General features: G+C 70.4%; 26 protein-coding genes. 21 read left to right on the forward strand and 5 right to left on the reverse strand.

Features of this window, described 5'->3' with window-relative positions; genetic code table 11:
* Positions 1–12: 12 nt before the first annotated feature.
* The 10 genes from BWI15_RS10485 (at position 13) to BWI15_RS10530 (ending at position 12,709) form a co-directional block, all read left to right on the forward strand.
* Positions 13–1,569, forward strand: coding sequence for a PucR family transcriptional regulator (locus tag BWI15_RS10485; RefSeq protein WP_077014147.1), 1,557 nt, complete (start codon positions 13–15; stop codon positions 1,567–1,569).
* 144 nt (positions 1,570–1,713) lie between these two features.
* Positions 1,714–3,642, forward strand: coding sequence for a 2-oxo-4-hydroxy-4-carboxy-5-ureidoimidazoline decarboxylase (gene uraD / locus BWI15_RS10490; RefSeq protein ID WP_077014148.1), 1,929 nt, complete (start codon positions 1,714–1,716; stop codon positions 3,640–3,642).
* On the forward strand, positions 3,639–5,075 hold the full coding sequence (locus tag BWI15_RS10495; protein ID WP_077014149.1) for a xanthine dehydrogenase small subunit: 1,437 nt from the start codon (positions 3,639–3,641) through the stop codon (positions 5,073–5,075). Before uraD (BWI15_RS10490) ends, BWI15_RS10495 begins: the two co-directional genes overlap by 4 nt.
* A complete protein-coding gene (xdhB, locus tag BWI15_RS10500; RefSeq protein ID WP_077014150.1) occupies positions 5,072–7,435 on the forward strand; it encodes a xanthine dehydrogenase molybdopterin binding subunit in 2,364 nt (787 codons plus the stop codon). The genes BWI15_RS10495 and xdhB overlap by 4 nt, the downstream gene beginning before the upstream one ends.
* 10 nt (positions 7,436–7,445) lie before the next feature.
* Positions 7,446–8,267 carry a xanthine dehydrogenase accessory protein XdhC gene (gene xdhC, locus BWI15_RS10505; RefSeq protein ID WP_237771218.1) on the forward strand — a complete coding sequence of 274 codons (822 nt, stop codon included), beginning with the start codon at positions 7,446–7,448 and terminating at the stop codon, positions 8,265–8,267.
* A 2-nt stretch (positions 8,268–8,269) separates the two neighbouring features.
* A complete protein-coding gene (guaD, locus tag BWI15_RS10510) occupies positions 8,270–9,562 on the forward strand; it encodes a guanine deaminase (RefSeq protein ID WP_077014152.1) in 1,293 nt (430 codons plus the stop codon).
* Positions 9,563–9,564: 2 nt separating this feature from the next.
* Entirely contained in the window at positions 9,565–10,071 is a 507-nt protein-coding gene (gene uraD, locus BWI15_RS10515; protein ID WP_193432153.1) for a 2-oxo-4-hydroxy-4-carboxy-5-ureidoimidazoline decarboxylase, read from the forward strand.
* Positions 10,068–10,424, forward strand: a complete 357-nt coding sequence (gene uraH / locus BWI15_RS10520; RefSeq protein WP_077014154.1) for a hydroxyisourate hydrolase — start codon at positions 10,068–10,070, stop codon at positions 10,422–10,424. The genes uraD (BWI15_RS10515) and uraH overlap by 4 nt, the downstream gene beginning before the upstream one ends.
* Positions 10,425–10,428: 4 nt before the next feature.
* Entirely contained in the window at positions 10,429–11,334 is a 906-nt protein-coding gene (pucL, locus tag BWI15_RS10525; RefSeq protein ID WP_077014155.1) for a factor-independent urate hydroxylase, read from the forward strand.
* Positions 11,335–11,341: 7 nt separating this feature from the next.
* On the forward strand, positions 11,342–12,709 hold the full coding sequence (locus BWI15_RS10530) for an 8-oxoguanine deaminase (protein WP_077014156.1): 1,368 nt from the start codon (positions 11,342–11,344) through the stop codon (positions 12,707–12,709).
* Between the two features lie 84 nt (positions 12,710–12,793).
* Here BWI15_RS10530 and BWI15_RS10535 read toward each other — a convergent pair whose 3' ends face one another.
* Positions 12,794–14,038 (reverse strand): DUF6986 family protein, encoded by a 1,245-nt coding sequence (locus BWI15_RS10535; RefSeq protein ID WP_077014157.1) that lies wholly within the window; start codon positions 14,036–14,038, stop codon positions 12,794–12,796.
* A 130-nt stretch (positions 14,039–14,168) separates the two neighbouring features.
* Between BWI15_RS10535 and BWI15_RS10540 the strand changes: the two genes are divergently transcribed.
* The 3 genes from BWI15_RS10540 to BWI15_RS10550 all read left to right on the forward strand — a co-directional run bounded on the left by BWI15_RS10540 (position 14,169) and on the right by BWI15_RS10550 (position 16,589).
* Entirely contained in the window at positions 14,169–14,939 is a 771-nt protein-coding gene (locus BWI15_RS10540) for an IclR family transcriptional regulator (RefSeq protein ID WP_077014158.1), read from the forward strand.
* A gap of 162 nt (positions 14,940–15,101) precedes the next feature.
* Positions 15,102–15,794 (forward strand): GAF and ANTAR domain-containing protein, encoded by a 693-nt coding sequence (locus BWI15_RS10545; protein ID WP_143465475.1) that lies wholly within the window; start codon positions 15,102–15,104, stop codon positions 15,792–15,794.
* Positions 15,795–15,884: 90 nt separating this feature from the next.
* On the forward strand, positions 15,885–16,589 hold the full coding sequence (locus BWI15_RS10550; RefSeq protein ID WP_077014160.1) for a GAF and ANTAR domain-containing protein: 705 nt from the start codon (positions 15,885–15,887) through the stop codon (positions 16,587–16,589).
* A 4-nt stretch (positions 16,590–16,593) separates the two neighbouring features.
* Here BWI15_RS10550 and BWI15_RS10555 read toward each other — a convergent pair whose 3' ends face one another.
* From BWI15_RS10555 to BWI15_RS10570, 4 genes are all read right to left on the reverse strand, one after another.
* Positions 16,594–17,475, reverse strand: a complete 882-nt coding sequence (locus BWI15_RS10555) for a manganese catalase family protein (protein WP_077014161.1) — start codon at positions 17,473–17,475, stop codon at positions 16,594–16,596.
* 175 nt (positions 17,476–17,650) lie between these two features.
* Positions 17,651–18,262: a DUF3618 domain-containing protein gene (locus BWI15_RS10560; protein WP_077014162.1), complete on the reverse strand. Its 612-nt coding sequence runs from the start codon at positions 18,260–18,262 to the stop codon at positions 17,651–17,653.
* Positions 18,238–18,702: a phage holin family protein gene (locus BWI15_RS10565; protein WP_077014163.1), complete on the reverse strand. Its 465-nt coding sequence runs from the start codon at positions 18,700–18,702 to the stop codon at positions 18,238–18,240. Before BWI15_RS10565 ends, BWI15_RS10560 begins: the two co-directional genes overlap by 25 nt.
* A 1-nt stretch (position 18,703) precedes the next feature.
* Positions 18,704–19,480 (reverse strand): hypothetical protein, encoded by a 777-nt coding sequence (locus BWI15_RS10570; RefSeq protein WP_077014164.1) that lies wholly within the window; start codon positions 19,478–19,480, stop codon positions 18,704–18,706.
* Positions 19,481–19,569: 89 nt separating this feature from the next.
* On the opposite strand from BWI15_RS10570, the gene BWI15_RS10575 reads away from it, so the two are divergent.
* From BWI15_RS10575 to ctaD, 8 genes are all read left to right on the forward strand, one after another.
* Complete coding sequence (locus tag BWI15_RS10575) at positions 19,570–20,877, forward strand: APC family permease (protein WP_077014165.1); 1,308 nt, start codon at positions 19,570–19,572, stop codon at positions 20,875–20,877.
* 99 nt (positions 20,878–20,976) lie between these two features.
* Positions 20,977–21,780 (forward strand): sigma-70 family RNA polymerase sigma factor, encoded by an 804-nt coding sequence (locus tag BWI15_RS10580; RefSeq protein WP_077014166.1) that lies wholly within the window; start codon positions 20,977–20,979, stop codon positions 21,778–21,780.
* A 108-nt stretch (positions 21,781–21,888) separates the two neighbouring features.
* Complete coding sequence (locus BWI15_RS10585) at positions 21,889–22,446, forward strand: hemerythrin domain-containing protein (RefSeq protein ID WP_077014167.1); 558 nt, start codon at positions 21,889–21,891, stop codon at positions 22,444–22,446.
* Positions 22,447–22,502: 56 nt separating this feature from the next.
* Positions 22,503–22,862: a hypothetical protein gene (locus tag BWI15_RS10590; protein ID WP_077014168.1), complete on the forward strand. Its 360-nt coding sequence runs from the start codon at positions 22,503–22,505 to the stop codon at positions 22,860–22,862.
* A 7-nt stretch (positions 22,863–22,869) separates the two neighbouring features.
* The gene (locus tag BWI15_RS10595) at positions 22,870–23,691 is read left to right on the forward strand and encodes an MBL fold metallo-hydrolase (RefSeq protein WP_077014169.1); all 822 of its coding nucleotides are present in this window, start codon (positions 22,870–22,872) and stop codon (positions 23,689–23,691) included.
* A gap of 29 nt (positions 23,692–23,720) precedes the next feature.
* On the forward strand, positions 23,721–24,047 hold the full coding sequence (locus BWI15_RS10600; protein ID WP_077014170.1) for a hypothetical protein: 327 nt from the start codon (positions 23,721–23,723) through the stop codon (positions 24,045–24,047).
* A gap of 65 nt (positions 24,048–24,112) precedes the next feature.
* Positions 24,113–24,712 (forward strand): hypothetical protein, encoded by a 600-nt coding sequence (locus tag BWI15_RS10605; RefSeq protein ID WP_077014171.1) that lies wholly within the window; start codon positions 24,113–24,115, stop codon positions 24,710–24,712.
* A 13-nt stretch (positions 24,713–24,725) separates the two neighbouring features.
* Positions 24,726–26,471, forward strand: coding sequence for an aa3-type cytochrome oxidase subunit I (gene ctaD / locus BWI15_RS10610; protein ID WP_077014172.1), 1,746 nt, complete (start codon positions 24,726–24,728; stop codon positions 26,469–26,471).
* Positions 26,472–26,760: the final 289 nt, after the last annotated feature.

The following is a 26,760-nucleotide window of genomic DNA, read 5'->3' on the forward strand; positions in this document are numbered from 1 at the left end:
GGAGGTGAACGAATGCTGCTCTCCGAGCTATGCGAAGCGCCGGAACTCGGACTGCGTCTGCTGCACCACGCGCAGGACGCGTCCGACCGCCCGATCGGCCGCCTGGTCACCACCGACTTGCTTGAACCCGGCAACTACCTCAACGGCGGCGAACTCGTGCTCACCGGCCTGGTCTGGCGCCGCTCCCCGACCGACAGCGAGACCTTCGTCGCCTCGGTGGCCGGCCGCGGCGCCACCACGATCCTGGCCGGCAAGGCGCTGCTCGGCGAGATCCCCGAGGATCTGGTCGAGGCGTGCCGTCGCCACCAGGTCACGCTGGTCGAAGTGCCCACCGAGGTCGCCTTCGCGGACATCACCGAGTACGTCGCGGCGGCCACGGACACCGGCGCCCGGTTGTCCGCCAGTCTCGTCCGCCAGCGCCAACTGCTCTCCGCGATCGCGTCCGGCCGCAGCCTCGACGAGCTCGCCGCTCAGATCTCCGCCGACATCGGCCACACCTGCCGGGTCGTCACGGCGACCGGGCGGCACGTCGTACCGGGGCCTGGCGCGCTGGACGACACGACGCTCGACACCGTGACGCGGCGGTTCCTCACCGCCGACCGGACCCCGGCCGTCGCCGACGCGGGCGACGCGTCGTACAGCGTGTTCCCGGTCGGATCAGGGCTCGGGAACCGGCTGACCGCCTGGCTGCTGGTGATCGAAGGCGACCACTCGCAGTGGCCTCGCGACCACGTCGAAACGGTGCACGAACTCTGCGCCATCGCCGCCCTCGACCGCGTACGCCGCGACGAAGGCCGGCACGCGCTGCGCCCGTTGATGGCCGACGCGTTGAGCCTGGTCGAGTCAGGCGGGCCGCTGCCCGAAGTCACCACCCGGCTCCGCCAGGCCGGTGCGCGGCCCGACGGGCCGATGGTGGTCGTCGCCGCCGAGCTGGTCACCGCGCAAGCCGGCGACGCGATCCCCCGCGACGCCGGCGCCGCCGAGGTGGCGATCACCGTCTTCGAGGACGTGGCCGGCGCCGCCGGTCCGGCGACCGTCGCGCCCGGCCGGGACGGGCTGCTGATCGGATTGTTGCCCTGGGCCCCTGATCTGCCGGTCCTGCTGCGCCGCGCGCTCGGCCGGCTCGCGCCGGGCCTGGGCCGGTCCCGGATCGCGGTCGGCATCAGTGGGGAGACCGCGGTCGACGCGCTGGCCGGCGCGCTCGAGGAGGCGCGCTTCGCCCACCGGGTCGCCCGCTCCGGCCTCACGCCCGTGTCGGTGGTGACCTCGGACCAGGTCGCCTCGCACGTGCTGCTGCTCGCCACCGTGCCTGACGACGTACGGCGCACCTACACCCATCGGGTGCTCGGAGCGGTGCTCGAGCACGACCGCAAGACCGGGGGCGAACTGCTCGCCACGCTGCGCGAGTTCCTGGCCTGCTCGGGTTCGTGGGCGCGGACCGCCGAGGCGATGCACCTGCACGTCAACACGGTCCGGTACCGGATCGAACGCGTTGAGCAACTGACCGATCGCGATCTGTCGCGGCTCGAGGACAAGATCGACGTGTTCCTGGCGCTCAAGTCGCTCTGAGCCCCGTCGTTTGGGTGATCGCACAGAACCGGGTGGGCCGGACAGGGCGATCTTCGGAGGTTCGTCGGTAGCCCGTGACGGCGCGGTGAACGCAAGCTGTCGTGCAGGTCACAATCCCGCCGCCGACCCCTTGGAGGGTGTTCGATGAAGGCAGCCCTGCGCCGCGGACGTCAAACCGCTCGTCATCCCGTCGACGAGCTGATGTCGCCCGGACGACTCGCCGTGTACGGCACTCAGCACGTGCTCGCGTTCTACGCCGGCGCGGTGATCGTCCCGATCCTGCTGGCGAACTCGATCGGCCTCAGCACCGAGCAGCTGGTGCACCTGATCAACGCCGACCTGTTCACCTGCGGCATCGCCTCGATCATCCAGTCGGTCGGGTTCTGGAAGATCGGCGTCCGGCTGCCGCTGCTGCAGGGCGTGACGTTCACGGCGGTCTCGCCGATGATCGCGATCGGCCTGGCCGCGGGCGGCGGCACCGACGGGCTGCTGGTGATCTACGGCGCGGTGCTGGTGGCGGGTCTGGCGACGTTTTTCATCGCGCCCTTCTTCAGCCGGCTGATCCGCTTCTTCCCGCCGGTCGTCACCGGCTCGGTGATCACGATCATCGGGCTGGCCCTGCTCCCGGTCGCGGCCGCGGACGCCACCGGCGGCGCGGGCCCGACCTCGGACCCGACCAGCGGCAAGTACCTCGCCTACGCGCTCGGAACGCTCGCGCTGATCGTGCTGATCCAGCGGGTCTTCAAGGGGTTCATGGCCACGGTCGCCGTCCTGATCGGCCTGGTCGTCGGCACGCTGGTCGCCTGGGCGCTGGGTGACGCGCACTTCGACGCGGTCGCCGACTCCGGCTGGGTCGGGATCACCACGCCGTTCTACTTCGGCTGGCCGCAGTTCTCGGTCGCCGCGATCATCTCGATGGTCGTCGTCATGCTGATCACCGCGGTGGAGACCACTGGTGACGTCTTCGCGACCGGTGAGATCGTCGAGAAGCGGATCGGCCGCGAGGACATCGCCCGGGCCCTGCGCGCGGACGGCCTGGCCACCACGATCGGTGGCGTCTTCAACTCCTTCCCCTACACCTGCTTCGCCGAGAACGTCGGACTGGTCCGGCTGACCCGGGTGAAGAGCCGCTGGGTGGTCGCCGCGGCCGGCGTGATCATGATCCTGCTCGGTCTGGTGCCCAAGGCGGGCGCGATCGTGGCCGGCATCCCGCATCCGGTGCTGGGCGGTGCCGCCCTGGCGATGTTCGCCACCGTGGCCGTCGTCGGCTTCCAGACCCTGACCAAGGTCGACTTCCACGACCACCGCAACGTCGTGATCGTGGCGACCAGCGTCGGCCTGGCGATGTACGTCACCGCGCAGCCGCAGGTCGCCCAGGCGGTGCCCGGCTGGGCCGAGATCATCTTCGGCAGCGGGATCACGCTCGGCAGCCTGACCGCGATCGTGCTGAACATCGTCTTCCACCACGTCGGCAAGGACTTCGGCCCGGCGGTGGCCGGCCAGCCCGGCGCGAGCACGGTCCGGCTGGACCAGGTCAACGAGATGAGCCGCGAGGAGTTCGTCGAGACCTTCGCCGGGCTCTTCCAGGGACCGCGCTGGATGGTCGAGCGTGCCTGGGACATGCGGCCGTTCGCCGACACCCACGCGCTGCGGCGCTCGTTCCAGGAGGCGTTGTTCTCCGGGTCGCACGAGGAGCAGCGCGAGCTGATCGAGTCCTACCCGCAGCTCGGGTCGCAGCTCGTCGCCGACGGTCTGAGCGGCGAGGCGTCGCTGCGGGACCAGGCCGCGCGCGGGCTGACCTTCCTGGCCGAGCCGGAACGCGACGAGCTGGCGACGATCACCGAGCAGTACCGCGAACGCTTCGGCTTCCCGCTGGTGATCTCGGTACGCGACGCGGACTCGTTCGCCCGGATCGTCGAGCAGGGCCGCGAACGCCTCGGCAACTGCGAGAACCAGGAGCACGCCGCCGCCCTGCTGGAGATCGCGAAGATCGCCGGCTACCGGTTCGACGACTTCCTGACCGACGCCAATCCCATCCACAGCGCAAGGACCCGCTGGAGCAGCAACCGATGAGTACGACGATCAAGGTCAACGGCCAAGACCTCCCGCTCGGGGGCGCCTCCGTCCACACCACCACGCTCGACTGGTTGCGCGACCGCGGCCTGACCGGCGCCAAGGAAGGCTGCGCCGAGGGCGAGTGCGGGGCCTGCTCGGTGCTCGTCGCCCGCCCCGGCATCGACAGCCCGACCGAGTGGACCGCGATCAACGCGTGCCTGGTGCCGGTCGCGGCGCTGGACGGTCAGGAGATCGTCACGTCCGAGGGCCTGGGCACGAGCTCGGAGCTGCATCCGGTGCAGCGGGAGCTCGCGGTCCGCGGTGGATCCCAGTGCGGCTTCTGTACGCCGGGCTTCGTCTGCAGCATGGCGGCGGAGTACTACCGCCCCACCCGTACTGCTTCTGCTGAAGAAGACTGTGAGCACGGGCCGAACGGCTTCGATCTGCACTCGCTGAGCGGCAACCTGTGCCGGTGCACCGGCTACCGGCCGATCCGGGACGCGGCGTACGCACTGGGAGACCCCGACGGCGACGACACGTTCGCCGCCCGCCAGTCGAGTCCTCCTCCCCCGCCGGCGCCTACACGACTCACGGTGAACGGTGCGGAGTTCGTCCGGCCGGAGCAGCTGGACGACGTACTGGAGTTGATCGCCGAATGTCCCGAGGCGAAGGTCGTGGCGGGGTCGACCGACACGGGCGTCGAGGTGAACCTGCGCGGCGTGCGGCCTTCCCTGGTCGTCGCTGTCGATCGGCTGCCGGAGCTGCGGGAGTTCTCGATCGACGACGAGCAGGTCCGGATCGGCGCCGCGCTGACGCTGACCGAGGTCGAGCGCCTGCTCGCCGGGCGGGTCCCGCTGCTGGAACAGCTGTTCCCGCAGTTCGCCTCGCGGTTGATCCGCAACGGGGCGACGATCGGCGGCAACCTCGGCACGGGGTCCCCGATCGGCGACACTCCGCCCGCGCTGCTCGCGCTCGACGCCTCGCTCGTCCTCGCTTCCCGCCGCGGCGAGAGAACTGTCGCCCTGGCCGACTACTTCACCGGATACAGGGAAACACTCAAGGCGCCGGACGAGCTGATCCGTGCCGTCCTGATCCCGTTACCGCTCGCGCCGCTGACCGCGTTCCACAAGATCGCCAAGCGTCGCTTCGACGACATCTCCAGTGTCGCGGTCGGCTACGCGCTCGACGTCGTGGACGGCGTCGTCCGCGAGGCCCGCATCGGGCTCGGCGGTGTCGCGGCCACGCCGATCCGCGCTCGCGCGACGGAGCAGGCGCTGGTCGGTCGCCCCTGGACCGAGCGCACGGTCCGCGAGGCCGCCGCGGTGATGGCTACCGAAGGCACCCCGTTGGACGACCACCGCGCCAGCGCGTCGTACCGGTCGGCGATGCTCGGCCAGTCGCTCCTCCGCTTCCACGCCCAGCAGCTCCACGTCGAGGGGGTCAGCGCATGAGCCAGTTGTCCGAGCGACCGGTCGAGGCCGTGGTCGGTCTGCCGTTGCCACACGAGAGCGCCGCGCTGCATGTCACCGGCGAGGCCCTCTACACCGACGACCTGGTGGTCCGAACCCGCGATGTCCTGCACGCCTGGCCGGTCCAGTCGCCGTACGCGCACGCCCGGATCGTCGACCTGCAGGTGAAGCCCGCGTACGACGTACCGGGGGTGGTCCGGGTGCTCACCTCGGACGACGTGCCGGGGGTGAACGACGCCGGGGTGAAGCACGACGAGCCGCTGTTCCCCGACGCCGAGGTGATGTTCCACGGGCACGCGATCTGCTGGGTGCTCGGCGAGACCCTGGAGGCGGCACGGCTCGGCGCCGAGGCCGTGCAGGTCGAGTACGAGCCGCTGCCCTCGCTGGTGAGCGTCCGCGAAGCGATTGCCGCGGGCAACTTCCAGGGCACCGGGCGGCACCTGGAGCGCGGCGATGTCGAGACCGCGCTGACGACGGCGGCCCACGTGTTCCAGGGTGAGTTCGAGTTCGCCGGGCAGGAGCACTTCTACCTGGAGACGCACGTCGCGCTGGCGCTGGTCGACGAGGGCGGCCAGATCTTCGTGCAGAGCAGCAGCCAGCACCCGTCGGAGACCCAGGAGATCGTCGCGCACGTGCTCGGCGTCGCCAGCCACGCGGTGACCGTGCAGTGCCTGCGGATGGGCGGCGGCTTCGGCGGCAAGGAGATGCAGCCGCACGGGTTCGCGGCGATCGCCGCGCTCGGGGCGACGCTGACCGGGCGGCCGGTGCGACTGCGGCTCAACCGCACGCAGGACGTGACGATGTCCGGTAAGCGCCACGGTTTCCACAGCCAGTGGCGGGCCGGCTTCGACGACGACGGCAGGCTGGTCGCGCTCGAGGCCACGCTCACCGCCGACGGCGGCTGGAGCCTCGACCTGTCCGAGCCAGTGCTTGCACGCGCGATGTGCCACATCGACAACGCGTACTGGATTCCCAACGTCCGCGTCGACGGCCGGATCGCCAAGACGAACAAGACCTCGCAGACCGCCTTCCGCGGCTTCGGCGGCCCGCAGGGCATGCTCGTCATCGAGAACGTGCTCGGCCGCTGCGCGCCGCTGCTCGGGTACGACGCGATGGAGCTGCGGCGCCGCAACCTCTACCAGCCCGGCCACACCACGCCGTACGGGCAGCCGGTTCGGCACGCCGAGCGGCTCGAGGCCTGCTGGAGCGAGGTGGTGCGTGGCGGCGAGGTCGAGCGGCGGCAGGCGGAGATCGAGCAGTTCAACGCGATCCACCCGAACACCAAGCGCGGGCTGGCGATGACACCGGTGAAGTTCGGCATCTCGTTCAACCTGACCGCGTTCAACCAGGCCGGCGCGTTGGTGCACGTCTACAAGGACGGCTCGGTGCTGATCAACCACGGCGGCACCGAGATGGGGCAGGGCCTGCACACGAAGATGCTGCAGGTCGCCGCGACGACGCTCGGCGTACCGCTGGAACGCGTGCGGCTGGCACCGACCAGGACCGACAAGGTGCCCAACACCTCCGCGACCGCGGCGAGTTCCGGGGCCGACCTCAACGGCGCGGCGATCAAGAACGCGTGCGAGCAGATCCGCGAACGCCTCGCCCAGGTGGCCGGCAGCCGGCTCGGGCTCCATGCCCATGACGTCCGGTTCGCCGACGGCATGGTCCGCGGGCTGCAAGGCGGAAGCCTGAGCTGGGACGATGTCGTGCTCGCGGCTTACTTCCAGCGCGTTCAGCTCTGGGCCGCGGGCTTCTACCGGACCGAAGGACTGCATTGGGACGCCAACGCGATGCAGGGCGAACCCTTCAAGTACTTCGCGTACGGCGTGGCCGCCGCCGAGGTCGAGGTCGACGGGTTCACCGGCGCCTACACGCTGCGCCGGGTCGACATCGTGCACGACGTCGGCGACAGCCTGAGCCCACTGATCGACCTCGGCCAGATCGAGGGCGGCTTCGTCCAGGGCACCGGCTGGCTGACGCTGGAGGACCTGCGCTGGGACGAGAGCGACGGCCCGCACCGCGGCCGGCTCGCGACACAGGCGGCGAGCACCTACAAACTGCCGAGCTTCTCGGAGATGCCGCAGGTCTTCAACGTGCACCTGCTGGACAAGGCGCACGAGGACGGCGCGGTCTACGGCTCGAAGGCGGTCGGGGAGCCGCCGCTGATGCTCGCGTTCTCGGTGCGGGAGGCGCTGCGGCAGGCCGCGGCCGCGTTCGGGCCGGTGGGCACGAGCGTGGACCTGCCGTCCCCGGCGACCCCCGAGGCCGTCTACTGGGCACTCGACGAAGCCCGCTCGGCGGCCCCCGTTCCCTCATCCTTCAGTCTGAGCGGTGTCTGAGATGGAATGGATGCGAGCGGTTCAGCGCCTCCGGGAGCAGCGGCTGCCCGGAGTGCTGGTCACCGTGGTCTCGGTGCGTGGGCACTCACCGCGCGAGGCCGGAGCCAAGATGGTGGTCTCCGCCGAACGGACCTGGGCGACGGTCGGCGGCGGCAATCTGGAGATGGTTGCCGTCGACCGCGCCCGCGCGATGATCGCCGAGGGACCGACTCAGCCCGAGGTGCTGGAGTTCGCGCTGTCGGACAAGGCGCCGTACCAGCAGGCAGTGCAGTGCTGTGGCGGTGAGGTGAAGTTGCTGCTCGAGCCGCTGCCGGTCGTGCCGTCCGTCGCGATCTTCGGTCTCGGGCACGTCGGCCTCGAGCTCGCGCGCATCCTTGCGCGGCACGACCTCGAGCTGCACCTGGTCGACTCGCGACCCGATCAGCTGACACCCGAGCGGCTGTCCGTCCTGGACGACGCCGTCGCCGGGGTCCACGTCCATCAGGTCCCGGTGCTGCCCGAGCTGGTGGTCGGCGAACTGCCACCCGGCACGCACGTCCTGGTGATGACCCACGACCACGCGGAGGACGCTGCCCTGTGCGACGCGGCCCTGCGCAGCGGGCACCTGGCGACGATCGGCCTGATCGGCTCCAGCGCGAAGTGGGCGCGGTTCCAGCGCAAGCTCGCCGAGGACGGCAACTCGCCCGAGGCGATCGCCAGGATCACCACCCCGATCGGCCTGCCGGACCTGTCCGGCAAGGAGCCGGCCACGATCGCTGTCAGCGTCGCGGCCCGCCTGCTGCAAATGTTCATTGCCGAGCGCACCACCGCGCCGGCCCAGCGTGAGGCATAAGAATGACCCTGTTCCGAGGCACGTTCCTCGACACCCCTGACAACCCGTTCACCGGTGGTTCGTTGCGAGTGGCAACCGACGCCGCCCTGCTGGTCGAGAACGGTGTGATCCGTGCCCGCGGCCCCTTCGCGGAGCTGCGCCGCGCGCACCCGGCCGAGCAGGTCGTTGACCTGACCGGCGGGCTGGTGCTGCCCGGGTTCGTCGACACCCACGTGCACTTCCCCCAGATCCGCGCGGTCGGCGGGATGGGCATGCCGTTGCTGGAGTGGCTCGACCGGTACGCGCTGCCGGAGGAGGCCAAGATGGCCGACTCCGCGTACGCCGCCAGTGTCGCCGACGAGTTCGTCCGTGGCCTCGTGGCCGCCGGTACGACGAGCGCGATGGTCTTCGGCGCCCACTACGTCGACGCGATGGACACGCTGTTCACCGCCGCGGCCCAGGTCGGGCTGCGAATCACCAGCGGCCTGGTCGTCAGCGACCGGTTGCTCCGGCCCGACCTGCTGACGACGCCCGAGCGCGCCCACGCCGAGTCGATCGCGCTGGCCTCCCGCTGGCACGGCGTCGGCCGCAACCGGTACGCCGTGACGCCGCGCTTCTCGCTGTCGTGCACCGACGAACTGCTCGAGGCGTGTCACGCCGTCCTGACCGAGGTCCCCGACGCGTGGTTCACCTCGCACCTCAACGAGAACGAGGCGGAGATCGCCACCGTCGCCGAGCTGTTCGGCGGCAGCGACTACCTCAGCACGTACGACCGGCACGGCCTGGTCGGCCGCCGGAGCGTCTTCGCCCACAACGTCCACCCCACCGACGTCGAGCTGAAGCTGCTCGGCACGAGCGGCGCCACCGTGGCGCACTGCCCCACCAGCAACGCCGCGCTCGGGAGCGGGCTCTTTCCGATCGGCCGGCATCTCGACCACGGCGTTCGCGTCGCGCTCGGGTCGGACGTCGGCGCGGGCACCGGATTCTCGCTGCTGAAGGAAGGGCTCCAGGCGTATTTCTGCCAACAGCTGCTTGGCGACCACGGCCACCCGCTGACGTCGGCCCACCTGCTGCACCTGGCCACCACCGCCGGGGCCACGGCGCTCGGCCTCGACGCAGAGATCGGCGATCTGAGCGTCGGTAAACGCTTCGACGCCCAACTGCTGCGCCCGGCGGACAACTCCCCGCTCGGCGTGGGCATCACGCACGCGGCCGACGCCGAGGACGTGCTGGCCAGGATCTTCACGCTCGGCACCCCGGCCGACGTCCGTGCCGTCTGGATCGACGGCGAACTGCTGACCCCTGAGGAGGCCTGACCGTGGACCTGCGCGCGTTCAACGCTGTGCCCGACGAGCGGCTCAGACCGATGCTCGCCGCCTGCTGCGACGTCGACCGCTGGGTCGACCGCGTGCTCGCCGGCCGCCCGTACGACGACGTCGCGGCGCTGACCGAGGTCGCGGACCAGGCGGCGCGCGACTTCGACGAGAGCGAGGTCGAGCGAGCGCTCGCGGCACATCCACGGATCGGTGATCGCGCGGACGGCGAAAGCACCGAGGCGTCGTGGTCGCGCGACGAGCAGGCCGGCGTCGGCGAAGACACCGGCGTCCGGGCTGCGCTTGCCCAGGGCAACCGTGAGTACGAGCAGCGGTTCGGCCGGGTCTTCCTGATCTGCGCGACCGGCCTGTCGGCCGGCGAGCTGCTCGCGGAGCTGCGCCGGCGGCTGGGCAACGACGAGACCACCGAGCGGGGCGTCGTACGGGACGAGCTGCGCAAGATCGCCGTGCTGCGGCTCGGCAAGGTCGTCGACCAGGAGATCTCGGTATGAGCACCGTCAGCACGCACGTCCTGGACACCGGCCTGGGCCGGCCCGCGCGCGGCGTACCGGTCAGGCTGTCGCGGATCGCCGACGAGCGTCCGGGTGACCGGGCCGCCGATCTGGTGGTCGAGCTCGGGTCCGGCTGGACCGACGAGGACGGCCGGATCAAGGACCTCACCCCGCACGGGCTCGCGCCCGGCACGTACCAGCTCCGGTTCGACGTCGCCGCCTACGCGGCCGCGTCCGGCCAGGAGATCTTCTTTCCCGAGGTCACCGTGACCTTCACGATCACCGACGAGCGGCACCACCACGTCCCGCTGCTGCTCAGTCCGTTCGCGTACTCCACCTATCGAGGGAGCTGATCCGATGGCGATCCACCTGGGAGCCAACCAGTACGGCAAGGCCGAGAGCCGCGTCGTCCGCATCTACCGCGACACCCCGCGGCACCAGATCCGCGACCTCAACGTGTCGTCGGCGTTGCGCGGCCGGTTCGAGGACGCCCACATCAGCGGCGACCAGGCCGAGGTGCTGCCGACCGACACCCAGAAGAACACCGCGTTCGCGTTCGCCAAGGAGAAGGGCGTGGGCGCGATCGAGGACTTCGCGCTCACTCTCGGCGACCACTTCCTCGCCGCCACCCCGGCCGCCGACGGCGCGCGGATCGCGGTCGAGGAGTACCCGTGGGAGCGGATCCTGGTCGACGGCCAGGAGCACGACCACTCCTTCGTCCGGTCCGGCGCCGGCGTCCGGACCACGGTCGTCAACGTCGAGGGCCGCGGCAGCGAGCGGACAGCGTACGTGGTGTCCGGGATCAGCGACCTGGTGGTGCTGAAGTCCACCGGCTCGGAGTTCCACGGCTTCCGCAAGGACAAGTACACGACGCTGCCGGAGACCAACGACCGGATCCTCGCGACGTCGCTGGTGGCCCGGTGGCGCTACGACCACACCGAGGTCGACTGGGACAAGTCGTACGACGAGATCAAGGCCCTGCTGCTCGAGCAGTTCGCCAGGATCCACAGCTACGCGCTGCAGCAGACGCTGTACGGCATGGGAGAGGCGGTGCTCGAGCGGCACCCCGAGGTCGCGGAGATCAAGTTCTCGGCGCCCAACAAGCATCACTTCCTGGTCGACCTGAGCCCGTTCGGCGTGGAGAACCCCGGTGAGGTGTTCATCGCCGCGGACCGGCCGTACGGGTTGATCGAGGCGACCGTCGTCCGCGACGACGCCAGCGACGCGGGCAGCGCCTGGCACGCCGTTCCCGGCTTCGTCTGAGGCCGGCGTGCGGACGAGCGCCGGACCGATCGTCGTCGACGGGGCGACGGTGGTCACCCTCGATCCGGACCGGCGCGAGTTCGCGACCGGGCATGTTGTTGTCGAGGGCAACCGAATTGTCGCTGTCGGCGCCGGACCGGCACCGGCGCACGAGGGCGCGAGGGTGGTCGACGGGCGTGGGTGTCTGCTCACGCCCGGCCTCGTCAACACTCACCAGCATCTGTATCAGTGGGTGACGCGCGGGCTCGCGCCTGATGCCGGGCTGTTCGAGTGGCTGACGACGCTGTACCCGGCGTGGGCGGGCATCGACGAGGAGTCGGTGCACGTCGCGGTGACGGGCGCGCTCGCTCAGCTCGCGCGGACCGGGTGCACGACGGCGGCGGATCACCACTACGTCTTCCCTCGCGCGGGTGGGGACGTGTTCGCGGCGGAGATCCTCGCCGCGGCCGAGGTGGGACTGCGGTTCCATCCTGCGCGGGGTTCGATGGACCTCAGCGTCAAGGACGGCGGGTTGCCGCCCGACACGGTAGTGCAGGACCGCGACGAGATCCTGCGCGCGACCGAGGCGGCGATCGACCGCTGGCACGATCCTTCCCCCGGCTCGATGCTCCAGGTCGCCGTGGCGCCGTGCTCGCCGTTCACCGTGACCGGCGAGCTCATGCGCGAGGCGGCCGAACTCGCCCGCCGGCGAGGCGTGCGGCTGCACACGCACCTGGCCGAGACGACCGACGAGGCCGACTGGTGCGAGCACCGATTCGGCTGTACGCCGTCGGAGTACGCCGAAGAGCTCGGCTGGACCGGGTTGGACGTGTGGTTCGCGCACGGCATCCACTTCGGCGACGCGGAGATCAAGCGGCTGGGGCAGACGGGCACCGGCGTCGCGCACTGTCCCAGCTCCAACGCGCGACTCGGCGCCGGGATCGCCCGCGTGGCCGACCTGCGCGCCGCTGGGTGCCCGGTCGGGCTCGGGGTGGACGGTGCCGCGAGCAACGAAGCCGGCAGCCTGCTCGAGGAGGTCCGCCACGCCGTCCTGTTCGCCCGGGCCCGGGGTGGCCCTCGATCCTTGGACGTCCGGTCCGCCTTGGAACTGGCGACCCTGGGAGGCGCACGCCTGCTCGGCCGCGAGCACGAGATCGGCTCGATCGAGGTCGGCAAACTGGCCGACCTCGCGGTGTGGCGGCTCGACACGCTCCCGCACGCGGGGATCGCCGATCCGGTGGCGGCGCTCGTCCTGGGCGCTCCCCCGCCGCTCGAACTCCTGCTGGTGAACGGCCGGCCGGTGGTCGAGCGCGACACGGTGATCACCGTCGACGAGTCCGCCGTGGCCGCCCAGGTCGCACAAGCCCAGCAGGCCCTCCTCGCCAAGGCGAGGTGAGGACCCGCGTCCCGCCACCATCCGCCTCCCGATCGGCGCCGTCCCTCTCGTCCAGGCCGGCGCCATCCCCCTCTCCGTGCACAGTCAGCTGCGGGGCTTCCGTTTGGCGAGCGTCGCGAGCACGGTGGAGTCCAGGCCGGTCAGCTTGTCGACCTCCGCCTGGTCGGCAGCCCCGCACTCAACGGCACGCAGCACGAAGCCCGCGAGCGCCGCCGCGGTCGCCGGCTCGTCGAGATACCCCGACTCCCCCTCCCCGGCGTACGCCCGCAGGCGCGCACCGGCGGCCTCCAATCCCTCACGATAGAACGAGTACGTCGCCAGGAACCGGCTCGGAAGCTGGGCAGGATGCATGTCCCACCCTTGGTAGATGCCTCGCTCCAGCGACCGCCGGACCAGCCGCGCGTGCAGCCGCCAGGCCGCGTGCACGGCGTCGCGATCGCCCACCGGCAGGACATTGGTCGAGCCGTCGGAGACGAACACGCCGGTACCGGCCGCAGCCAGTTGCATCACGTTCTTGGCGTGATCCGCGACCGGATGCTCCATGCTCTGGTACGCCGCCGCGACGCCGAGCGAGGCCGAGTAGTCGTACGTGCCGTAGTGCAGCCCGGTCACCCGCCCCGCGCCCGCGCCGATCATCCGCGCGATCAGCGCCGTACCGTCCGGCCCGAGAATCGCTTGCGGCGTCTCGACCTGGATCTCGAAGGTCAGCCGGGGTGTCGCACGAGCCCGTTCCACCGCGTCCAGAACGACGACCATCGCCTCGATCTGCTCGACCGACGTGACCTTCGCGAGCGTGATCACGAAGCCGTCCGTCAACGCCCCGGCCGATGCCAGCTCGCCGACGAACAGATCCAGCGTGCGCACCCCGCGCCGGCGGCTCGGCGCCTCCAGCGACTTGATCCGCAGACCGTGGTACGGCGGCGCGGTGCCCGCCTTGACCGTCTCCGCCAAGGCCCTCGCCGCGCCGATCGCCGCGGCGTCCTCCTCGTCGTCGGACCGGGTCCCGTAGCCGTCCTCGAAGTCGATGCGCAGGTCCTCGATCGGCTCGTCGTCCAGCTTGGCGACGGCCCGGTCGTACACCCCTTCGGCTGCGGGCAGCTCCACCGCGGCCGCCAACTCGTCTGCAGATCCTCCGTAGGACGCCAGAGCGGCCTTCGCCTCGGCGGCCCAAGCCGCTACCGTGCCGGCGTCGTACTGGTCGGCGGGAACGTAAACGGTGTGAACCGGCTGCCGAACCCCGCGATCCCCGGGATAGCGCGCCGCCAGTACGGCGTCCGCCGTGGCCAGCCGTCGGTCCAGCTCATCGGCGAGAGCGTCGAGCTCCGTCATCCGTCCACCCCATTCAGAACGCTTCAATTCCGTATCGCGGATACTAATATCTACAGTGCGGAACCAGCAAGCTCTTGAGCTTCCAGCATCTGACGTTAGACTTCCGCCATCCGGAAATGAAGGAGACACCGTGACGGAAGCCAACGGCAGCGCGCGCACCGCCCGCTCCGGCAGCGTGCAGTCCATCGAGCGCGCCTTCGGCCTGCTCGAGATGATGGCCGACGCCGGCGGCATGATGGGTCTGTCCCAGCTCGCCACCGCCTCCGGCCTGCCCCTGCCGACGATCCACCGGCTCGTCCGTACGCTCGTCGACCTCGGCTACGTCCGCCAGGAGCCGTCGCGCCAGTACGTGCTGGGCCCGAAGCTGATCCGGCTCGGTGAGACCTCCTCGCACATGCTGAGCGTCTGGGCGCGGCCGCACCTGGCCCACCTGGTCGACGAACTCGGCGAGTCGGCCAACCTGGCCATGCTCGACGGCGACCAGGTCGTGTACCTGGCCCAGGTCCAGTCGCGGCACTCGATGCGGATGTTCACCGAGGTGGGCCGCCGGGTTCTGCCGCACTGCACCGCCGTCGGCAAGGCGATCCTGTCCCAGCTGCGTGAGCCTGAGGTCCGGGAGCTGCTGCAACGCACCGGGATGCCCAAGCACACCGAGACCACCATCACCGATGTCGAGGAGTTCGCGGCCCAGCTGCGCAAAGCCGAGCAGGACGGCTACGCCACCGACGAGGGCGAGCAGGAGCTCGGCGTACGCTGCATCGCCGTACCGGTGCCCGACGTACCGTCCCGGCTCGCGTTGTCCATCTCCGGACCGGCCGGCCGGATGACCGAAACCCTGGTGGACCAGGCGATCCCACTGCTCGCGCAGGCGGCTCGATCCTTGTCGGACGACCTGCGCTAGGGACGTTCACACCTTCCACCGGGCGAAGCGATGCAGGGTGTTGTGCGGACCGGTCAACTGGCCCATGATGAAAGCGCGACGCGCCGTGGTGCCCAGCACCCTCCGGCCGCCGTGAGCTCAGACAGCGGGCTGCAGTGACCGAGTTCTCGGAGGGCCCCCGTTGTGACGATTTCCGTGGTGCCGGCCCGGCGGACCCGGGACTTCGCCGAGCTCGCGATGCACCTGCACCGGCTCGACTCCGTCGACGACGTCGCCGGCGCGATCGTTGGTGAGGGCTCGCGGATCCTTGCCGGCGGGGCCGTCAGCATTCTGCTCAACCACCGGCATCACCTCGTGCCCCAAGCCGCGAGCCACCCCGCCCTCCGCGCGGCGGACAGAGTCCAGCTCGAGCTGGAGCAGGGGCCGGCGATCGGCCTCACCGCCGGCTGCGGCGCCGTTCACTGCCCCGACCTCGCCGCGAGCGACGAGTGGCCGTTGTGGTCGCCGGTTGCCGTCGCGCACGGCTGGCGCAGCTGGGTCACCCTGCCACTGCAGAGCCGCAAACAGCACCTGCTCGGCGTACTCAGCTTCGCGCATCCCCGGCCGCACGCGATCAGCGCCGAATTCGGCTGCTATCTGCGGGACTTCTCGATTCACGCGGCGATCGCGCTCGACACCACGGACACCCGGCACAACCTGCAACGCGCGATCGAGGCGCAGACCCGCGTGGGCCACGCCGTCGGCGTACTGATGGAGCGCTTCACGCTGGACGCCGACCAGGCGTTCGCGGTGCTGCGCCGGTACTCGCAGGACCGTAACCGCAAGCTGCGCGACGTCGCCGGCGAAGTCGTGCACACCCACCGCCTGCCGCGGTGAAGGACGCACAGTGGGACGACGGATGCGATGGGGTACCGGTCGAGCGGCTCAGGCAGCGGGCCGGCCCGACGAGCGCCCGAAGGACCGATCGTGAGCACCGCTTCGCCGAGCGACCGGCTCGGCCAGTACGCCGACTCCGTGTGGCAGTGGCACCAACTGGAGACCGTCACCGACGTGGCGGTGGCCGTCACCGCCGCGGGACCCCGTCTGCATGACGGCGGCGGCGAGTTCGGGGTGCTGCTGAGCCACCAGCGCCAGCTCGTTCCGGAAGCGGCCAGCAGCACCGCCATGGCGCTGACGGACGGCTTGCAGGTCGAACTCCGCGAAGGTCCGGCGGTCGACGCGGCGCGCGACGCCTGCGCCGTCTACTGCCCCGACCTCGTCGATGCCCGGCTGTGGCCGCGCTGGGCGCCGATCGCGGTCGGGCACGGATGGCGATGCTGGGCGAGCTTGCAGCTGCTCAGCCGCCGCGAGCACGTGCTCGGCGTCCTCAGCTACGCCCATCCCGAGCCCGACGCCGTCACCCCGGAGGTGATCGAGCGGCTGAACGACCTGGCGGTGTACGCCGCGGTCGCGATCGACTCCGCCCGGATCCGCCAGAACCTGCGGGTCGCCGTCGACGCCCAGACCCATGTCGGTCAGGCGGTCGGCCTGCTGATGGAGCGCTACGGGCTGACCGACGACCAGGCGTTCGCCGTCCTGCGCCGCTACTCCCAGGACCAGCAACGCAAACTGCGCGACGTCGCGTCGGACCTGCTCGAGACGCGCCGCCTGCCGGCGCGCCCCGAGCAGTAGCGGGTCACTCCTTCTTGAGTTTGTCCTGAGCTCTTCCGGCCAGCTTCTCCATCGTGTTGGGCAGGTCGGTGGTGCCGTAGAAGCGGGCGTCGGGACGGGTCGGCGGCGGCATCGGCGCGGTCGTGGTCGGCCCGTCGTGGTAGCTGAACTCGCCGTTGCCGTCGGGCGTCGGACCGTGGGCCCAGCTGCCCTCGCTCGCGGTCTGCCCGTCGCTGAAGTTCAGGTACTGGTACGAGACGTCGGTGTGCTCCTTGGACTGCGGGAAGTTGCTCGGTACCGGCAGCTTCTCGGCCCCTTCCTCGCGTAGCTCGGCCGCCGCGGCCAGCCACATGTTCTGGTGCATCGTGTCCCGCGCCAGCAGGAACGACAGCAGATCGCGAACGCCGTGGTCGTCGGTCATGTGGTAGAGCCGCGCGACCTGCACCCGGCCCTGCATCTCCGCGTTGGCGTTGGCCTGGAAGTCGGCCAGCAGGTTGCCGCTGGCGGTGATGTAGCTGCCCTGCCAGGCGTTGCCCATGCTGTCGGTGGCCCGGGCGCCGGCCCCGGCCACGATCGCCTGCTGGATGTCGGTTCCGCCCACCACCGCGGCGACCGTCGGGTCGTCCTGGACGGCGTCCTCGGTGATGCCCAGCGGGGCCTTCTCCAGCAGTTGCGCGATCATCGTGGCCAGCATCTCCACGTGCCCGATCTCCTCGGCGCCGACGCCGAAGACCAGGTCGCGGTACTTGCCCGGTGTGTGCATGTTCCAGCCCTGGAACATGTACTGCATCGCGACGGTGATCTCGCCGTACTGCCCGCCGAGCACTTCCTGCAACTTGCGTGCGTAGACCGCGTCGGCGCGATCCGGGGTCGACTTGAACTGCAATTCCTGACGATGAAAGAACATTCGCCGCCTCCTCGGGGCTTTGTCGAGGGCGCAGAGTTCCCCTCGCGATCCCCGGCAAACACGCGATCGGTGTTCGGTCACGACGGTCTGCGACCAGCCGTGCGGCGGCATGCCGAGGGCGTCCGGCCCGGCGTCGAACAAGCAACGCCGGGCGGGACGCCCAGGGGGTGACAACTCAGGTGTTGCGGACGTTCGCGGCCGACTCACGAGCGTCACTGCGGACGTCGTCGGCGGCGGACTTGCCTTCGTCCTTCACTTCCGCGGCAGCGTCGGCCGCGGTCTCCTTGACGTGCTGGACCGCTTCCTGCGCGGGCTCCTGCAGGTTCTCCTTGAGTTCCTGCGCGATGCCGGAGGCCTGCTCCTTCAGCGGATCCAGCGCCTTGTCCTTCGCCTGCTCGGCCAGCTCCTGCTCCTTGGCCGTCGCCGGCAGCGCCGCGGACAGCACGTAGCCGAGCGCGAAGGCGACCACGCCGGCGGCCAGCGGGGCACCGCGGGTCCGCTCCTTCGCGGCGCTGGGTGCCGACCCGACGGCGTGCCCGACCTTGCTGCCGACGTCCTGCACGGCTGATCCGGCCGACTGCACCGACGAACTCGTGCCGCCGCCCAGCGACTCGGCCTTGCCCATCACCCGATGCTTCAGCCGGTCGACGCCGGCCCGGGCACGATCAGTCCGGCGCTGCACGATCGCGCTCGGGCTCACCTTTTCGGTCAGCGCGTCGACGTCCCGGCCGAGGTTCTGCCGGGTCTGCTCGATGTCGCGCCTCAGTTCTTGCGTGTCTTCAGCCATTCCGCGTCCTCCTTGAGGGTCTCGACCGTCTGCTCCGGCTTCGGATTGACGTTCTTCAGCTCCTTGCGCCCGGTGCTCGCGAGCACGGCCGCCACGATGCCCCAGACGACCGCCACGATCAGCGCCGCCCAGGCCAGGTGCATCACTTCACCCAGCGCCCACATCGCCGTCAGCGACAGGAACAACGCCAGCATCCAGCCGGCGAACGCCGCCCCGCCGAGCAGTCCGGCGCCCTTGCCCGCCTGCTTGGCCTCGGCCTGCAGCTCCAGCTTGGCCAGCGCGAGCTCCTGGCGGGTCAGCGTGCCGAGGTCCGAGGTCAGGTGCGTGACGATCTCGCCCAGCGACGCATCGCCGTACGACGGAGTGCCGGCCGGCCGGCTGGTGTCGCCGTACGAGGTGGCCGGGTCTCCCGGGCCGCCCGCGGCGTACGATCCGGCCATCTCACTGCCCCGATCCGGGCCCGAACCGCGGCTGCACCGGAGCGCCCGGATCCAGGTCCGGCGCCGACGGCGACGGCTGCGGCGGCAGTCCGGCCGGAGGCGGCGGTGCCGGCGTTCCACCGGTCACCAGCGGATCACCCATTGCCGCACCACCGGTCGCCGGAGTACCGGGTGTCACGCCGGTCGCCATCGGGTCGCGGTAGCCCGGGCCCGCGGTCGGCATACCGGTCGTCGGAGCGGACGTCGTTCCGTTCGACGAGACTCCCGACGGCGAGTTGCTCGACGACGAACTGGCCGCCGACATCGCCCGCGTCATCCGCCCGGCTGCCATGCCCGCCACCACGGCGCCGAGCAGGAACCGGCCCGGACGCCTGCGGGCGATCCCGCGCACGTCCTCGAGGATGTCGGTGAACTCCCGGCCGTCCAGGAATCCCACCGCCCGGTCGGTCCAGTCCGCGCCGTGCCGGGCCAGCTGGCCCGCCAGACCCGAACCGTGCTCGGCCATCCCGCGCAGCTCGTCACCCATCGACCGCAGACCGTTCACAGCCGAGTCCCGCTGCTGCCCGGCCTGGCGGCCGAGTTCGTCCCGGGTCTGTCCGAGCAACTGCTGCGCCTGCTCCCGGACGTCGGCAGTCACGTCGGCCGCACCGCTCTTGGCGGTCTCCGCGACGTCGCGGGCCGCGCCAGCGGCGTTGTCCTTGAGGTGTTTGGCCTCGTCGCGCGCGGTGTCCACGCCTGAACCACCGGACGCCGTACCGACCTGTTGGTTGGTCGTCATCTGACGTCTCCCTTCTGTGAGCCACCTAGGTATCCCCTTGCGCCGACCGCAAACCGAAACGCCGCGATCGGGCTGGGTACCTGAGCGTCATGAGCCTTCGACGGGAAGTCACCACACCGCTGCTGTACCTGTTCGTTCTCGGCGACGTCCTCGGCGCCGGCGTCTACGTGCTGGTCGGCCAGGTCGCCGCCGCCTCGGGAGGTGCGGTCTGGCTGCCGCTGGTGCTGGCCCTGCTGCTGGCGATGCTCACCGCGACCTCGTACGCCGAACTGGTGACCAAGTACCCGCGGGCCGGCGGTGCGTCGTACTACGCGCATCGCGCCTTCGGGCCGTTCGCGGGTTTCCTCACCGGGTTCTGCATGCTGGCCGGCGGGATCGTGTCGGTGGCCGCGCTGGCCCGGGCCTTCGGCGGTGAGTACCTGGCCGAGTTCGTCACCTCGCCGCCGGCCCTGGTCGCCCTGCTCTTCCTGGCGGCGCTCGCGCTGCTCAACGCCTACGGCATCAAGGACTCGCTGCGCGCGAATGTCGTTGCCACCGGCATCGAGGTGGGCGGGCTGCTGCTCGTCGTCGGCCTGGGCGCCTGGGTGATCGCCCGCGGCGACGCCGACCTCGGCCGGCTGAGCGAGCTGAGCGGCTCGGGCACCGGCGCGGTCACCGCCACGCTGAGCGGCGCGGTGCTCGCGTACTACTCGTTCGTCGGGTTCGAGACGTCGGTCAACGTGGCCGAGGAGACCAAGGACCCGCGCCGGTCCTACCCGCGCGCACTGTTCGGCGCGCTCGCCACCGCCGGGGTCGTCTACCTCCTGGTCGGGATCGTGGCCAGCGCCGTCGTGCCCACCGGCGAGCTCGCCGAATCCAGCGGGCCGCTGCTCGAGGTGGTCCGGGCCGCGGGCGGCGTACCGACGTGGATCTTCAGCGCGATCGCGCTGGTGGCGGTCGCGAACGGCGCCCTGCTGACCGGCATCATGTCGTCCCGCCTCGCCTACGGCATGGCCCGCGACGGGCTGCTCCCCCACGTTCTGACCCGGCTGCTGCCCGGTCGCGGTACGCCGTGGATCGCGATCGCGGTGACGTCCGGGCTGTCGCTGGTCCTCGCGGTGACCGGTGAGGTCGCGCAGCTCGCGTCGACGCTGGTGTTGCTGCTGCTCGTCGTGTTCATCTCGGTCAACCTCGCGGTGCTGGTCCTGCGGCGCGAACCGGTCGAGCAGGACCACTTCCGCGCGCCGACCGTCGTACCGGTGCTCGGGATCGCGTCCTGTCTGTTGCTGTTCACCCAGATCGAGGCCGCGGTCTGGCTGCGGGGCGGAATCCTGATCGCCGTCGGCTTCCTGCTCGCCCTGTACGCCGCCCGCAAGAACCGGAACCGTAACCTGGACCGGTCCGACGTTCCGGCGTGAGACGGAGCGAATGCGCTGCGCGAACGTGGGTAACGGAAGCCATCCGGCTGCTGGTCCAACCCCTGCCATCCCGGCCGGACTTCGGTGAGCAGGCTTGCCATGCGTCAATCATCGCCACTTCCCGCCCGCACCGATCTCGACCGGCGACAGGAGTTGCGCGACCAGCGCGCCGCGGAGATCGAGCAGCTGCTCCGGCTCGGCGCCGAGGCCGGCACGCAACGCAGAGCGTCGTACCAGGACCGGGCCGTCGAACTCGGGTTGCCGATGGCCCACACTCTCGCCGCCCGGTACCGGCAACGAGGTGTCGACGGCGAGGACCTCGAGCAGGTCGCCTGCGTCGGCCTGGTGAAAGCCGTCCGCGGCTACCGGCCCGGCCCGGAGACCGACTTCCGCTCGTACGCCGTACCGACGATCCGCGGCGAACTGCGCAAACACTTCCGCGACCGGGCCTGGATGGTCCGGCCGCCGCGCCGGATCCAGGACCTGCAGACCGCGATCAACGCGGTCGAGGGTGAACTGGCCGCCCGCCTGCAGCGCTGGCCGACGACCGACGACCTGGCGGAGGCGATCGGCGTACCGGCCGAGGAGATCCTGGACGCGCAGCGCGCGCAGGGCTGCTTCCGCCCGGTCTCGCTGGACGCCCGGCTGCGGTCGGCGCCGGATCTCACCCTGGAGAACGTGATCAGCGGCGACACCGACACCTACGCGCTGGTGGAGCACGTCGAGACGCTGCGCCCGGTCGTCGACAAGCTGCCCGAGCGCGACCGGCTGATCCTGCGGCGGCGGTTCGTCGACCACCGCACCCAGGCCGAGATCGGCGCGGAGATCGGCGTCAGCCAGATGCAGGTGTCGCGGTTGCTGCGCCAGATCATGCTCGTGCTGCGCTCGGCGCTCACCGCGTGAGGCCGCCGTCCGCGAAGCGCTTGATTGCCCAGCGATTCGCGGGGTACCGGTTCGCTGTTTTCGCGGCCGCTGTTCGCGGGCCGCGCCGAGCCGAAAGGATGCACCCACATGGCGCAGGACGTCGTCGATCTGATCATGCAGGACCACCGTGAGGTCGAGCGGCTGTTCGACGAGCTGAAGGACAACCCCGAGAAGCGCAAGGGGCTGGTACCGGTACTGACCACGCTGCTGACCGCCCACAGCCGCGCCGAGGAGGCCGAGGTTTATCCCGCGGCCGCCGGTGAGGCCGACGAGGCCGACGAGGTCGCGCACAGCCAGGAGGAGCACGTCGAGGCCGACGAGCTGCTGGAGAAGCTGGCCGGTACCGACCCGGAGTCCGCCGAGTTCGAGAAGGTCCTGCAGAACCTGGTCGACGCGGTCACCCACCACGTCGAGGAGGAGGAGACCAAGGTGCTGCCCGGGATGCGGCAGAACCTGAGCGAGCAGCGACTGCTCGAGCTCGGCGAGGCGTTCGCCGAGAGCCGCAAGCAGCACCTCGGCGAGCAGCCCGACGACATCACCCGCGAGCAGCTGCAGCAGCAGGCGCGCAACGCGGACATCTCCGGCACGTCGTCGCTCGGCAAGGACGCGCTGCAGAAGAAGCTGCGCGAAGAGGCCAGCGAGTAGGAGCGACCGGTCCGCCCGACCGGCCGAGGCAGCAGCGTGAGGGAGAGTGCCACCAGATGTTCGACAGCGAGTCCGATCCGGCACTCTCCCGCGCTGCCACGGCGCTGAGCGAGGCCACCCGGTTGGAGCAGATCCGCGACGACGAGTCGTCGGAGCGGTGGATGCTGCAGCTCGGCAGCCTGGCGACGGTGGTCGATGCGGGTGCTCGGCTGGCCACCTGTCTCGGTGAGCGGTTCGAGCACTCCGCCGACACCCGGGCCTGGGGTGGCCCGCCGGCCCACGAGTCGCTCTCCGCGGCCAGTACGTCGGCACTGCAGGCGGCCGCGGCGCTGCACACCGCCGCCGCCCTGATCGCCGAAGCCCACGACCGGCTCCTGTCCCTTCCGCCCGCGCCGGCGCCGGAACCCCCGCACTGATCGGCCGATGATGGAACCGGACACGACGCCCCGCGGTGGGCATGCCATCACCTTCGTCGGCAACGCCACCACGATCGTCCGGCTCGGCTCCTTCACGCTGCTGACCGATCCGAACTTCCTGCACCGCGGCCAGCGCGCCTATCTCGGCAAGGGACTCTGGTCACGCCGGCTGCAGGACCCGGCGCTCACGATCGCCGAGTTGCCGGCCCTCGACGCGGTCGTGCTCTCGCATCTGCACGGCGATCACTTCGACCGGATCGCGCGACGCGAGCTGGACCGCTCGGTCCCGCTGGTCACGACCGAGCACGCCGCGCGCCGGCTGGCCCGATCCGGCTTCGACACGCACGCGCTGAACACCTGGGACACCTGGCAGCTGACCACCGCGGACGAGACGTTGACCGTCGAGTCGATGCCCGGCATCCACGCGCGAGGCTTCCTCCAGACCCTGCTGCCGCCGGTGATGGGATCACTGCTCACCTACCAGGGCCCGACCGGTACGCCGTACACCGTCTATCTGAGCGGCGACACGTTGACCGGCGACCATCTCGACGCGATCCGGGAACGTTGCCCGCAGATCGACGCGGCCGTCGTCCATCTCGGCGGGACCAGGATCCTGTTCTCGACGGTGACGATGGACGCGGTCCAGGGACTCGACTTCCTGCACCGGATCCGGCCCAGCGTCGCCATCCCGGTCCACTACGACGACTACCGGGTGATGAAGTCCCCGCTCGCGGACTTCCTCGCGGCGGTCAAGGCCGACCCGGAGCCCTGGCGGGTGGCGGCACCGGCGCGCGGCGAGACGATCGAGTTGAAGAGCTCCGCACGTTAGCCGGGGCCCGGGCGGGGAACCGGTCGGTAATGATCGCATCGTTGCTCACCGCACCGCTGGCTGTCGTCGCGCTCGCCCAAGGCCCGGCCCTGGCCGCGCCCGCTGCTCCGGCCGTCGCGGACGGCGTCACCACGACCTCGATGACGATCCCCGCCGCGGACAGCCCGTCGCCCACCCCATCGCTGGGCTCCACGCCGCGCACCGGCGCCGACGGCGCCGGGGACAACGATGGTGACGCGGCGGACTTCTCGCAGACCGGGCTGGTCTTCATCTCCGCGGGAGCCATCGTGCTGGCCGTCGGCGGCTCGGTCGTCTTCTACCTGATCCGCCGCAACCGCCGTAGTACGTCGGCCTGAGCAAATTCGCCGGATTCGCCCGCATGGGAGCGGACCGGCGGGGTACTCCCGGCCGGGAGGTTCAGATGGCAACTGAACGCAAGGACATCACGCTGGTACCGATCCTGTCGCGTGGCCCGCATCGTGACCCGCGCCGGGGCGCCTGCTTCATGGAGTACGCGTCCCACCTGGCCGGCCTCGAATGGTCGGACCGGCCCAGCTGCACGCATCCCCTGCTGGCCCTGGTGGCCCGCGAGGTGAACGACGAACTGTCCGACGCCGCCCGCGTCCAGCTCGTCCCGATGATCCCCACCGTGATCGGGCTGGTTCCGACCGACCCACGCTACGTACCGGCGCTGGTCGTGCGCTGCGTCACGCCAGTCCTGCCGGTGGTGTCACCGCAGTTCCGGCGGACGCTGATGGGTGCGCTGAGCAGGGCGCAGGACCTCCTGGCCGAGCTGGCGGCGAGTCCTGTCCCCCGGTGTGAGCCGACCGGCTATCTGGCCGAAGCGCCGCTGGTGCTCGCCGGGGCCATCCGCGCCGTCACCGACTTCCGGGCTCCGGACGGCGACGCTCTACTCCGCAGGCTGCTGTCCGAGGCCATCGACGAATCTCGCTCCTGGATGCCCGAGCCGGCCGAGCCCCGGGCAACTCCGCTGGTCATGACGCCGGCGACAACACGCTGAAGGGACCTTCGCGATGGTGGATCTGGTCGAACGGCGGCAGGCCCCGGCTGTCGGTGAGCGCGCGACCCGGCGCAGTCTGGGGCAGGCGGCGGTACGCATCCTGACGACCACCGACCACAAGGTCATCGGTCACCTCTACCTGATCACGTCGTTCGTCTTCTTCCTGATCGGCGGGGTGATGGCGCTGCTGATCCGCGCCGAGCTGTTCTCGCCGGGATTGCAGATCGTGAACGAGGAGGTCTACAACCAGCTGTTCACGATGCACGGCACGATCATGCTGCTGCTGTTCGCGACGCCGCTGTTCGTCGGCTTCGCGAACGTGATCATGCCGGTGCAGATCGGCGCGCCCGACGTCGCGTTCCCGCGGCTGAACATGTTCAGCTACTGGCTGTTCCTGTTCGGCGGCCTGATCGCGTCGGGTGGGTTCCTGACGCCGCAGGGAGCCGCCGACTTCGGCTGGACGGCGTACACGCCGCTGTCGGACTCCGAACGCTCGCCGGGCATCGGTGCCGACCTGTGGATCATGGGGCTGTGGATGGCCGGTCTGGGCACGATCCTCGGCGCGGTCAACTTCATCACCACGATCATCACCATGCGCGCTCCGGGCATGACGATGTTCCGGATGCCGATCTTCACCTGGAACACGTTCGTCACCTCGCTGCTGGTGCTGATCGCGTTCCCGATCCTGGCCGGCGCGCTGCTGATGCTGGAGGCCGACCGAAGACTCGGCGCGCACGTGTTCGAGGCCGCGAACGGCGGGCCGTTGCTGTGGCAGCACCTGTTCTGGTTCTTCGGCCATCCCGAGGTCTACATCATCGCGCTGCCGTTCTTCGGCATCATCACCGAGATTCTGCCGGTGTTCAGCCGCAAACCGGTCTTCGGCTACATCGGCCTGGTCGCCGCGACCATCGCGATCGCGCTGTACTCCACGGTGGTCTGGGCGCACCACATGTTCGTCACCGGAGCGATCAACCTGCCGTTCTTCTCGTTCATGACCTTCATCATCGCGGTGCCGACCGGGGTGAAGTTCTTCAACTGGATCGGCACGATGTGGGGCGGCTCGATCTCCTTCGACACCCCGATGCTGTGGGCCGTCGGCTTCCTGACGACGTTCCTGCTCGGCGGCCTGACCGGGGTGATCCTGGCGTCCCCCTCCCTGGACTACCAGCTGTCCGACTCGTACTTCGTGGTGGCGCACTTCCACTACGTCGTGTTCGGCACGGTGGTGTTCGCGATGTTCGCCGGGTTCTACTTCTGGTGGCCGAAGATGACCGGCCGGATGCTCGACGAGAAGCTCGGCAAGCTGCACTTCTGGCTGCTGTTCATCGGCTTCCACACCACGTTCCTCGTGCAGCACTGGCTGGGCGTCGAGGGCATGCCGCGCCGCTACGCGACGTACAACGAGTTCGAGGGCTTCACCACCCTGCACCAGGTGTCGTCGATCGGCGCGATGGTGCTCGGAGCCTCGACGCTGCCGTTCCTCTACAACCTCTACAAGTCCCGCCGGTCGCCGCGGGTGAACGTCGACGACCCGTGGGGCTGGGGCCGCTCGCTGGAGTGGGCGACCAGCTCTCCGCCGCCGCGGCACAACTTCGTCTCGCTGCCGCGGATCCGGTCCGAGAGCCCGGCGTTCGACCTGCACCACCCCGATGTCGCCAAAATGGAGTACGCCGACAGCGGCGCGGGCGAGGACAACCTGCTCGACGCGGGCGAGGACCAGGGCCGGCTGAAGAACCTGAACGAGAACGACAACACTTGACCCGCCGGGCCTGCAGCTGCTTCCCGCTCGACGCTCGGTCCAAACTCGGTGCGGATCACGATCTTGGGCCGAGCCGGGTTGCGACCAGGACTCGGTCCGGCAACGCGGAGCGCGCGGCATCCCCTCGATTCCGTTGCATCGTTACCGTTCAGGCGGCCGCAGGTCACGACGGCATGGCAGTTGGTTGCCAATGGCATCTAGTGACTGTTGCTGGTGGGGTGTGGATGGGAACTACTGGGCGTGGCGAAGCATTTGCGGTCAGTGATCGGCTCGACGACTGCACCCGATG

Origin of the sequence: Kribbella sp. ALI-6-A (genome assembly GCF_001984195.1) — a bacterium.
Taxonomy (GTDB): domain Bacteria; phylum Actinomycetota; class Actinomycetes; order Propionibacteriales; family Kribbellaceae; genus Kribbella.

Coding starts and splice junctions, on each gene's coding strand:
- uraH (WP_077014154.1), top strand. CDS start 10,068: ATGAGCACCGTCAGCACGCACGTCCTGGACACCGGCCTGGGCCGGCCC.
- pucL (WP_077014155.1), top strand. CDS start 10,429: ATGGCGATCCACCTGGGAGCCAACCAGTACGGCAAGGCCGAGAGCCGC.
- BWI15_RS10590 (WP_077014168.1), top strand. CDS start 22,503: ATGTTCGACAGCGAGTCCGATCCGGCACTCTCCCGCGCTGCCACGGCG.
- BWI15_RS10570 (WP_077014164.1), bottom strand. CDS start 19,480: ATGACGACCAACCAACAGGTCGGTACGGCGTCCGGTGGTTCAGGCGTG.
- BWI15_RS10555 (WP_077014161.1), bottom strand. CDS start 17,475: ATGTTCTTTCATCGTCAGGAATTGCAGTTCAAGTCGACCCCGGATCGC.
- BWI15_RS10580 (WP_077014166.1), top strand. CDS start 20,977: ATGCGTCAATCATCGCCACTTCCCGCCCGCACCGATCTCGACCGGCGA.
- BWI15_RS10575 (WP_077014165.1), top strand. CDS start 19,570: ATGAGCCTTCGACGGGAAGTCACCACACCGCTGCTGTACCTGTTCGTT.
- BWI15_RS10600 (WP_077014170.1), top strand. CDS start 23,721: ATGATCGCATCGTTGCTCACCGCACCGCTGGCTGTCGTCGCGCTCGCC.
- xdhC (WP_237771218.1), top strand. CDS start 7,446: ATGCGAGCGGTTCAGCGCCTCCGGGAGCAGCGGCTGCCCGGAGTGCTG.
- uraD (WP_077014148.1), top strand. CDS start 1,714: ATGAAGGCAGCCCTGCGCCGCGGACGTCAAACCGCTCGTCATCCCGTC.
- BWI15_RS10535 (WP_077014157.1), bottom strand. CDS start 14,038: ATGACGGAGCTCGACGCTCTCGCCGATGAGCTGGACCGACGGCTGGCC.
- BWI15_RS10585 (WP_077014167.1), top strand. CDS start 21,889: ATGGCGCAGGACGTCGTCGATCTGATCATGCAGGACCACCGTGAGGTC.
- BWI15_RS10595 (WP_077014169.1), top strand. CDS start 22,870: ATGATGGAACCGGACACGACGCCCCGCGGTGGGCATGCCATCACCTTC.
- ctaD (WP_077014172.1), top strand. CDS start 24,726: ATGGTGGATCTGGTCGAACGGCGGCAGGCCCCGGCTGTCGGTGAGCGC.
- BWI15_RS10495 (WP_077014149.1), top strand. CDS start 3,639: ATGAGTACGACGATCAAGGTCAACGGCCAAGACCTCCCGCTCGGGGGC.
- BWI15_RS10485 (WP_077014147.1), top strand. CDS start 13: ATGCTGCTCTCCGAGCTATGCGAAGCGCCGGAACTCGGACTGCGTCTG.
- guaD (WP_077014152.1), top strand. CDS start 8,270: ATGACCCTGTTCCGAGGCACGTTCCTCGACACCCCTGACAACCCGTTC.
- BWI15_RS10560 (WP_077014162.1), bottom strand. CDS start 18,262: ATGGCTGAAGACACGCAAGAACTGAGGCGCGACATCGAGCAGACCCGG.
- xdhB (WP_077014150.1), top strand. CDS start 5,072: ATGAGCCAGTTGTCCGAGCGACCGGTCGAGGCCGTGGTCGGTCTGCCG.
- BWI15_RS10605 (WP_077014171.1), top strand. CDS start 24,113: ATGGCAACTGAACGCAAGGACATCACGCTGGTACCGATCCTGTCGCGT.
- BWI15_RS10565 (WP_077014163.1), bottom strand. CDS start 18,702: ATGGCCGGATCGTACGCCGCGGGCGGCCCGGGAGACCCGGCCACCTCG.